Origin of the sequence: Pseudomonas sp. 13B_3.2_Bac1, assembly GCF_025466205.1 — a bacterium.
In the GTDB taxonomy this organism is placed as follows: Bacteria; Pseudomonadota; Gammaproteobacteria; order Pseudomonadales; family Pseudomonadaceae; genus Aquipseudomonas; species Aquipseudomonas fluorescens_H.
On sequence record NZ_JANLOG010000074.1, the window covers coordinates 1 to 9,019 of the forward strand.

The 9,019-nt window shown below is 57.4% G+C and carries 10 protein-coding genes; 2 read left to right on the top strand and 8 right to left on the bottom strand.

Going from position 1 to position 9,019, the window contains the following annotated elements; genetic code table 11:
* Window positions 1-24: 24 nt before the first annotated feature.
* The 5 genes from NTD85_RS11425 to NTD85_RS11445 all read right to left on the bottom strand — a co-directional run bounded on the left by NTD85_RS11425 (window position 25) and on the right by NTD85_RS11445 (window position 4,124).
* Window positions 25-771 (bottom strand): YebC/PmpR family DNA-binding transcriptional regulator, encoded by a 747-nt coding sequence (locus tag NTD85_RS11425; protein WP_003227527.1) that lies wholly within the window; start codon window positions 769-771, stop codon window positions 25-27.
* A 127-nt stretch (window positions 772-898) separates the two neighbouring features.
* The gene (gene aspS, locus NTD85_RS11430; protein WP_003227530.1) at window positions 899-2,674 is read right to left on the bottom strand and encodes an aspartate--tRNA ligase; all 1,776 of its coding nucleotides are present in this window, start codon (window positions 2,672-2,674) and stop codon (window positions 899-901) included.
* A 100-nt stretch (window positions 2,675-2,774) separates the two neighbouring features.
* The gene (locus tag NTD85_RS11435) at window positions 2,775-2,996 is read right to left on the bottom strand and encodes an FmdB family zinc ribbon protein (RefSeq protein ID WP_003227532.1); all 222 of its coding nucleotides are present in this window, start codon (window positions 2,994-2,996) and stop codon (window positions 2,775-2,777) included.
* A 133-nt stretch (window positions 2,997-3,129) separates the two neighbouring features.
* Window positions 3,130-3,465, bottom strand: coding sequence for a ribbon-helix-helix domain-containing protein (locus NTD85_RS11440; protein ID WP_103485161.1), 336 nt, complete (start codon window positions 3,463-3,465; stop codon window positions 3,130-3,132).
* A gap of 188 nt (window positions 3,466-3,653) precedes the next feature.
* Window positions 3,654-4,124, bottom strand: a complete 471-nt coding sequence (locus NTD85_RS11445; RefSeq protein WP_003227537.1) for a Dps family protein — start codon at window positions 4,122-4,124, stop codon at window positions 3,654-3,656.
* A gap of 310 nt (window positions 4,125-4,434) precedes the next feature.
* On the opposite strand from NTD85_RS11445, the gene NTD85_RS27655 reads away from it, so the two are divergent.
* Window positions 4,435-5,037: a cold-shock protein gene (locus NTD85_RS27655; protein ID WP_003227539.1), complete on the top strand. Its 603-nt coding sequence runs from the start codon at window positions 4,435-4,437 to the stop codon at window positions 5,035-5,037.
* A 72-nt stretch (window positions 5,038-5,109) separates the two neighbouring features.
* Here the strand turns inward: NTD85_RS27655 and NTD85_RS11455 are convergent, their stop codons facing one another.
* A complete protein-coding gene (locus NTD85_RS11455) occupies window positions 5,110-5,316 on the bottom strand; it encodes a SlyX family protein (protein WP_003227541.1) in 207 nt (68 codons plus the stop codon).
* Window positions 5,317-5,319: 3 nt separating this feature from the next.
* On the bottom strand, window positions 5,320-5,745 hold the full coding sequence (locus NTD85_RS11460) for an HIT domain-containing protein (RefSeq protein WP_262142188.1): 426 nt from the start codon (window positions 5,743-5,745) through the stop codon (window positions 5,320-5,322).
* A gap of 893 nt (window positions 5,746-6,638) precedes the next feature.
* Here NTD85_RS11460 and NTD85_RS11465 point away from each other — a divergent pair.
* On the top strand, window positions 6,639-8,003 hold the full coding sequence (locus NTD85_RS11465; RefSeq protein WP_003227544.1) for an OprD family porin: 1,365 nt from the start codon (window positions 6,639-6,641) through the stop codon (window positions 8,001-8,003).
* A gap of 118 nt (window positions 8,004-8,121) precedes the next feature.
* On the opposite strand, the gene NTD85_RS11470 is transcribed toward NTD85_RS11465, so the two are convergent.
* Entirely contained in the window at window positions 8,122-8,964 is an 843-nt protein-coding gene (locus NTD85_RS11470) for a mechanosensitive ion channel family protein (RefSeq protein WP_262142189.1), read from the bottom strand.
* Window positions 8,965-9,019 lie beyond the last annotated feature (55 nt).

Consider the following 9,019-nt stretch of genomic DNA (forward strand, 5'->3'; position numbering starts at 1 on the left):
TCCCACATTGAAGCCTAGTCGCTCTTAACCGAGCTGAGCGGCCACATCTTCCGGAATGTCCGCGTTGGAGTAGACGTTCTGCACGTCATCCAGATCCTCGAGCATGTCGATCAGCTTGAGCACCTTCTCCGCGCCTTCCAGATCCAGTTCGGCGCTGGTGGTCGGCTGCATGACGATTTCTGCGTCGTCACCCTTGAACCCGGCCGCTTCCAGCGCGTTACGCACGGCATAGAAGCTGGTGAACGAGGTGAACACGTCGATCGAGCCGTCTTCATGGCTGACCACGTCGTCGGCATCGGCTTCCAGCGCCGCTTCGGTCAGCGCGTCTTCATCGACGCCCGGGGCGAAGCTGATCTGGCCTTTGCGCTCGAACAGATACGCAACCGAACCGTCGGTACCGAGGTTGCCGCCGCATTTGCTGAACGCATGGCGCACGGCAGCTGCGGTACGGTTGCGGTTGTCGGTCATGCACTCGACCATCACCGCCACGCCGCCCGGGCCGTAACCTTCATAGGTCAATTCTTCAACGTTGTCCGCTTCGGTCGCACCGGCGCCACGCGCGACGGCACGGTCGATGATGTCGCGGCTCATGTTCGCACCCAGCGCCTTGTCCAGGGCCAGGCGCAGACGCGGGTTGGAACCCGGATCGCCGCCGCCCTGACGGGCCGCAACGGTCAGCTCACGAATCCACTTGGTGAAGATCTTGCCTCTCTTGGCATCCTGACGTTCTTTGCGGTGCTTGATGTTCGCCCACTTGGAATGACCTGCCATAACTCGCTCCGAATTCTCTTGAAACGTTGCCCGCCCTGCTCATGCAGCGGCCAGCAAACAAAAAATCTCGACCTGCTCTCTACAGATAGAAAAAAGGCGCATCCGAAGATGCGCCTTCAGGCCCGTCTTACTCAGCCTTTGGCGTTTCGCGCAAACGAATGTGCAGCTCGCGCAGTGCCTTGGCATCCACCACACCCGGCGCTTGCGTCATGACGTCCGCAGCACTCTGGGTTTTCGGGAAGGCGATCACTTCACGGATCGACTGGGCGCCGGTCATCAGCATCACCAGACGGTCCAGACCGAAGGCCAGACCACCGTGCGGCGGTGCACCGTACTTCAGCGCGTCGAGCAGGAAGCCGAACTTCTCTTCCTGTTCCGCCTCATTGATACCCAACAGGCGGAACACCGCTTGTTGCATTTCCTTGCGGTGGATACGGATCGAACCGCCACCCAGCTCGGTACCGTTGAGCACCATGTCGTAGGCGCGGGACAGAGCGCCGGCCGGATTGGCTTCCAGCTCTTCAGGGGAGCACTTCGGTGCGGTGAACGGGTGGTGCAGCGCAGAGAAGCTGCCGTCGTCGTTTTCTTCGAACATCGGGAAGTCGACGACCCACATTGGCGCCCACTTGCAGGTCAGCAGGTCGAGGTCGTGACCGAGCTTGATACGCAGCGCGCCCAGGGCTTCGCTGACGATCTTGGCCTTGTCGGCGCCGAAGAACACGATATCGCCGTCAACCGCGCCGACGCGATCGAGGATCACGTTCAGGTTGGCTTCAGGGATGTTTTTCACGATCGGCGATTGCAGACCTTCAACACCGGCAGCGCGCTCGTTGACCTTGATGTACGCCAGGCCCTTGGCACCGTAGATGCCGACGAACTTGGTGTAGTCGTCGATCTGCTTGCGCGGCATGCTCGCCCCGCCTGGAACGCGCAGTGCAGCGATACGGCATTTCGGATCGTTGGCCGGGCCGCTGAAGACCTTGAATTCGACTTCTTTGAGTTGATCGGCGACGTCGACCAGTTCCAGCGGGTTACGCAGGTCCGGCTTGTCGGAACCGTAACGGCGCATGGCTTCTTCGAAAGTCATGTGCGGGAATTCGCCGAATTCCAGATCCAGCACTTCCTTGAACAGGTTGCGGATCATGCCTTCGGTCAGGCCCATGATGTCTTTTTCGTCGAGGAAGCTGGTCTCGATGTCGATCTGAGTGAACTCAGGCTGACGGTCGGCACGCAGGTCTTCGTCGCGGAAGCACTTGGCGATCTGGTAGTAACGGTCGAAACCGGCAACCATCAGCAGTTGCTTGAACAGCTGAGGCGATTGCGGCAGCGCGAAGAACGAACCGGCGTGAGTACGGCTCGGCACCAGGTAGTCGCGAGCGCCTTCCGGGGTAGCACGGGTCAGGATCGGTGTTTCGACGTCGAGGAAGCCGTTCTCGTCGAGGAAGCGACGGATGCTGGTGGTCATGCGCGAACGCAGACGCAGCTTCTCGGCCATTTCCGGACGACGCAGATCCAGGAAGCGGTAGCGCAGGCGGGTTTCTTCGCCGACGTCGGAGTATTCGTTGAGCGGGAACGGCGGGGTTTCCGACTCGTTCAGCACTTCCAGCTCGTAGCCCAGCACTTCGATCATGCCCGACGCCATGTTGGCGTTGGTCGCACCGGCCGGACGCAGACGCACCTTGCCGGTGATCTTCACGACGTATTCGCTGCGCACGCGATCGGCGGCGGCGAAGCTCTCGGCGCGATCCGGATCGAACACCACCTGAGCCAGACCATCACGATCACGGATATCGAGGAAAATCACCCCGCCGTGGTCGCGACGACGGTGAACCCATCCGCAAAGGGTAATTTCCTGGCCTTCCAGGCTTTCGTTCAGTTGGCCGCAATAATGGCTGCGCATCATGGTAGTGGTTTCGCTTCTCGTAATTCGAAATTCGGTGGAGATCCCGTCGCACTCAAGCACTGCGAAATCTCACGCGTGTCGTTCGACCTGGGCCTGAACCCTAGTCAGATTTGTCGCCACCGGCCAGATTCTTCTTGGCTCCGGTCTTGAAATCGGTTTCGTACCAACCGCTGCCGCTGAGGCGAAAACCCGGCATGGACAGCTGTTTCTTGAGCTCTGGCGCCTGACAGGCAGGGCAGTCGACCAGCGGTGCCTCGCTGATCTTTTGAATGGCTTCCAACTGATGACCGCAGGAAGCACATTGATAATCGTACATCGGCATGGAGGTGTCTCGGCGATCAGATTGCCACCGCGCGCAGGGCTTTGCGGCGAAAGAGCGGGATTATATCCATTAAATGCGGGCTGTGCAGCCGTAAGACTGCACAGCCCGCCACGTCATTTCAAGTATTGGCCGTTCAGGGCATGACGGCCGTCGGGGTATCCCGCAGACCATTCATCACACACACCACCCGCACCAGACCGCTGAAGTTTTTCACCCCGCCGTGGCGCAGGTGCACCTGACGGTCAACGTGGGACAGCAACGTACTGACCGAACAGCCATTGTGCCCGGCCATCTCACCGAGAATGTTCCAGTAAACCTGCTCGAGCCTCAAGCACGTGGCAAACCCGTTCAAGCGCACTGACCTTGCCAGCGGCCGGATCAGCTCGAAGTCGAAATCGCTGACAAACGGATCGACCTTCATTTCCTGCTGCGAACCGACATGTTCGCTTCGCCTGTCTCCACCTACCATATCGCTGACACTCCTTTGCCATCGCTGCTTTTTATAAAGACAACATCCTGTGTCTTCATAAAAACGCAGACGCAAAGTCAGCGCCAGACGACTAGTTGCCCAGCTGCGTAGGATAAGCCGACATGTTCGGTAAGATTTGAAACAGCGCGCGGACATCCACCACCCCGGGACATCCGCGCACCGGACTATCAGGTCTCGAGCAACGCACGCAGCATCCACGCGGTCTTCTCATGCACCTGCATACGCTGGGTCAGCAGGTCGGCCGTCGGCTCGTCACTGACTTTGTCCAGAAGCGGGAAGATGCCGCGAGCGGTGCGCGTCACCGCTTCCTGACCCTCGACCAATTGCTTGATCATGTCCTCGGCGCTTGGCACGCCGACTTCTTCCTTGATAGAGGAAAGACGCGCGTAAGTCGCGTAGGCGCCCGGTGCCGGAAATCCCAGGGCCCGAATGCGCTCGGCGATCAGGTCCACGGCCAGCGCCAGCTCGTTGTATTGCTCTTCGAACATCAGATGCAGGGTCCTGAACATGGGACCGGTGACGTTCCAGTGGAAGTTATGGGTTTTCAGATACAGCACGTAGGTGTCCGACAGCAGCCGCGACAGCCCCTCGACGATGGACTTGCGGTCTTCTTCACTGATACCGATATCGATTGCCATGTTTACCCCCTAAGGCGATTGAATTCATCCAACAGGTGCAGACCCACTCTAGCAAGGCAGGCGCCACCTCGCAGCCGGCAATCTTCGCTCGCCGTGCGACAAATCGACCGGGCCGGTGCCGCTGGCCGGGGTAATTTGAGTAGCTGCAGGCTTTGCTGTTAAATAGGCAGTGTGTCGCTACGCCCCATTTTTCAGGGGTGTCGTGCATAGGCTGATGCCGGGCACGTGTCCAACGCCTCTTTATTGTTCCGAAGCGAACCGTGCGCCTTCAGCTCTTCCTTGTGAGCCGTCATAACGTGAGCCAATCAAAATGTTGAAAATCGTCCACCTGCTAATGGGCGCAGCGGCCTTGCTGCTGTCGTTCATACCTAGCTTGAAATCCGAAGCCGTTCCTTACCTGCAACAACCCGATGCACTTTACCTGGCCTTTTTCGGCCTGCTGAACCTGGTCATCGCTCCAGTGATCCCTTACTGGAACAAAGGCCCGCGCCAGCATCTGCAAAATCTGGTCAGCGCTCTTCTCGTGCTGACTGTCGTCCTGCAAACCCTGACCCTGATCGCACCGATGCCTGTCATCGCCGGTCAACCGGCAGTGTTGTTCAGCCTGGTGATCGCCCTGGTTGCCGTGGTTGTGCACCTGGCCGTGAGCTTCTACAAATCTTCACCGGCTGCCGCACCTGTCAGCTATGACATGAGCAACCGCGATACCGGTACCGTCAAGTGGTTCAACACGTCCAAAGGCTTCGGCTTTATCTCCCGGGATTCCGGCGATGATATTTTCGTGCACTTTCGGGCAATCCGTGGCGAAGGCCACCGCGTACTGGTCGAAGGCCAGCGCGTTGAGTTCTCGGTGATGAACCGGGATAAAGGCCTGCAAGCCGAGGATGTGATCGCCGCCCTGCCGCGCCGTTGATCCAAGGCAAGAAAAAACCGCGAGCAGCCTGGCTGATCGCGGTTTTTTTACGCCGTTACAAAAGCGTCGACATCAGTAGTGTGGCGGTGGCGCCTCTTCCTCAAAAGCATCGAACTGCCCAACCATTTCTTCCTGACGCTTGAGTACCGCAGCCATTTGCAGTTGCAGGCGCTCGATCACGCGCTGCTGCGCCACCAGTTCGTCGTTCAACGCCTGAATGGTGTCATCCTGAAAGGCCAGGCGGCTTTCCAGATCGGTAACGCGCTCTTCAAGGCTCATCGCTCAATCCTCCAGAAACGTGAAGTGCTCAGTCAGCACCAGGCGCAGCCGTTCACGAATGGCCGCAACCTCCTCGGCGCCATAGGGTTTGGCCGGGTGTTTGCCCCAGACCGGCGCTGGCCATGCCGCATCGTCACGCTTACGCACGATCACATGCATATGCAGCTGGCTGACAACGTTGCCCAGGGTAGCGACGTTCAGCTTGTCGGCATCGAACAGGTCCTTGAGCAACTCGGCCAGCGCCGTGGTTTCCTGCCACAACTGCTGCTGGTCGGCGACATCCAACTGAAACAACTCACTGATATCGTCGCGACGAGGCACCAGGATGAACCATGGGTAATTGGCATCATTGGACAGCAGCAGTCGGCAGAGCGGGAAGTCGCCGATGGTCAGGGTGTCCTGTTGAAGTCGTGAATCTAAAGCAAACACTGCGTGCACTCCCGGCTGATCTACATATTCAGCTTAGCGGCCACCCAGACAGGCAACGCACCAAGCGACAGGCAGGCAGCATACCTGCGAATGCGCCGGGCTTCACGATGAGTGCACTCGACCAGGCCACCACAGCCCTGACAAGAGACAACTACAAAGAATGTGCACCATCCCGGAGCCTGAACCGGCCTCGAACGCGAGCAACTAGCTGAAACAGCCTTGGCCATCCGGTGACAGACTCACCGCAAGCTGTATGAATCCGGTACAGCCTGTAAATTTTTTGCACCAAAACCGCACAGTGCGTCTACGCTGAGTGCGTCGGGCATCCGCCAAATACTCACTGACGGGGTGAACCGGTAACGTTTTTGGTTGTCACGCCGCCATGCGAACGTGACAACACGATGCGAAGGTATGCGTCAAGCCCCTGATACAAAAGGGCTTGAACCCCCGTTTTTATGCGGTTTTTACGGCTACAGGCGGGTGTTCAGAAAAATAAACGCGACAATCCTGCACTTTGTGCACGCTTGTTGCATCAGTACACACATGGTCTATAAGCGCGCCACCGGAAGTGGCAGCTCGAGACCAACCAATACGGTGGCAGGGTTGCCCCAATGGAGATTCAAGTGTTTTGCCAGGGACTCTTTTTTACCGATGCAAAAAGGCCCAGAAACAGCGATAAAGTTGTCAGCCCGGCTGCATGGGTACTGTGAATTTGCGACATCAACCACGCCATTTGCGACGCTGTCGTAAAGAACATGAAAGGTTGTATGAGCAAGTATCGCCAACATTGTCGGCGTGATATAAGTTTGCGCCGACACAAAAAGAAAGAGCCGCCCAGATAATAAAACAGGTGGGACGGCAGTACTCTTCTAAAACCAAAGGAGCAAATCACGATGCGCGTGATGAAGTGGAGCACAATCGCACTGGCTGTTGCAGCAGCAGCCAGCACTCAATTGGCTACGGCCGCCCCGTTTGTTAGTGACCAGGCAGAAGCCAAAGGTTTCGTTGAAGATGCAAAACTCACCGAAACGTTGAAGAACTACTACTTCAACCGCGACAACAAGAACGGCGGCCACGACCAGAAAGACTGGACTCAAGGCTTCCTGGGCAATTTTAACTCCGGTTACACCCAAGGTACTGTCGGCGTTGGTATCGATGCATTCGGTTACCTGGCGGTCAAACTGGATGGCGGTGACGGTACTTCCGGTTCCGGCAACATGAGCCGTAGTGACGTAGTCAAGGCTAACGGTTACTCTCACGATGTGGATGACAGCCAAGGCAAAGCCGGTGCTGCCATCAAGTTCCGCATCTCCAAAACCGAGTTGAAAATCGGCGACCAGCAGCCAAGCACTGCTCCAGTGTTCGCTGTCGGTGGTTCCCGCCTCATTCCGCAAACTGCCAGCGGCTTCCAGCTGCAGAGCAGCGAAGTCAAAGACCTTGACCTCGAAGCCGGTCACTTCTACTCGGCGACCAGCCAGGACAAGAACGCCCGTGACGGCGGCCTGTACGCGAACTACGCTGGCGTAGAAGCCAAGTCGATCGACTATTTCGGTGGCAAATACGGCATCACCGAAAACCTGAGCGCGTCGCTCTACGGTGCCAAGCTGCAAGACGTCTGGAACCAGTACTACGCGAACGTGAACCTCACCACCCCATTCGGTGGCGACACTTCGCTGAACACTGACTTCAACATCTACCGCACCACCGATACCGGTGACAAGCTGGCAGGTGACATCAGCAACACTGCCTTCTCCCTGGCAACCGCGCTGTCGTTCCTGAAGGCACACACCTTCACCCTGGCCTTCCAGAAGGTTAACGGCGATACCCCTTTCGACTACGTTGGCGTGGGCAAGAACAACCGTGGCGGCGACTCGATCTTCCTCGCCAACTCCATCCAGTACTCTGACTTCAACGGTCCAGGCGAGAAATCCCTGCAAGCCCGTTACGACCTGAAAATGGCCGAGTACGGCGTTCCAGGCCTGAGCTTCATGGTTCGTTACGTCAAAGGTTGGGATATCGACGGTACCGGTCTGGCTGCAAACAGCCAATACCGCACCAGCACTGGCGCACCGCTGTACGGTGAAGATGGCAAACACCACGAAACCAACTTCGAAGCCAAGTACGTTGTTCAGTCTGGCCCAGCGAAAGATCTGTCGTTCCGCATCCGTCAAGCCTGGCACACTGCCAACGCAGACCAGGGCGAAGGCGACGTTAAAGAGTTCCGCCTGATCACCGAATACCCACTGAACATCCTGTAATTGTCAGTGGTTAGTTTGGAAGCATAAAAAAAGGCCCATCTTCGGATGGGCCTTTTTTATTGCCTGTCACTTGTAATAAATGCCTGACCAACAAGTCAGGCATTTAATTAGCAACCTATCATTGTGTTGCCGACTCCTGAACCACGCGAATTACGCGCTGTGGAAACGGAATATCAATACCGGCAGTCTTTAAACGATCACGCGACTGTTCGTTAAACATGAACATCACATCCCAGTAGTCTGCAGTTTTAACCCAGACGCGCAGGGAAACAGTGATCGAACTGTCACCCAACGTCGAAATGACCGCTTGTGGCGCAGGGTCCTGCAGAATGCGATCGTCCTTGGCCAGATCCAGCAGCACCTGACGCGCCTTTTGCAGATCCGCTTCGTAATCCACACCCACGTCGAACACGACTTTGCGGGTTGGTTGACGGTTGGTGTTGGTGATGATGCCGTTCGACAGATTGCCGTTCGGGACGATGATGGTCTTGTTGTCACCGGTACGCAGCACGGTGTGGAAAATCTGGATGCTGTCGACCGTACCCGCCACGCCTTGCGCTTCGATCCAGTCACCGATACGGAACGGACGGAACAGCAGAATCAACACGCCGCCGGCGAAGTTCGCCAGACTGCCCTGCAATGCCAGGCCGATCGCCAGACCCGCAGCACCAATCGCGGCGACGAACGAGGTGGTTTCGACACCGATCATCGAGGCCACGCTGACGATCAGCAGCACCTTAAGAATGATGTTCGCCAGGCTGCTGATGAAGCCTTGCAGTGCCAGATCGGCATTGCGCAGGGCCAGCAGACCGCCGAGCTTTTGCGTGACTTTGTTGATCAGCCACCAGCCGATGGCCAGGGTAATCACTGCCAGCAGCACGCGACTGCCGTATTCCATGATCATCGGAATCCACGCCTGGGACGCCTTGACCAGGTTGTCTACCTCTGCATTCAAATCCATCTTCCATCTCCTGATGTCCGGCTACCCGGGGCTGTACACAAATTAAAAGTGGGAG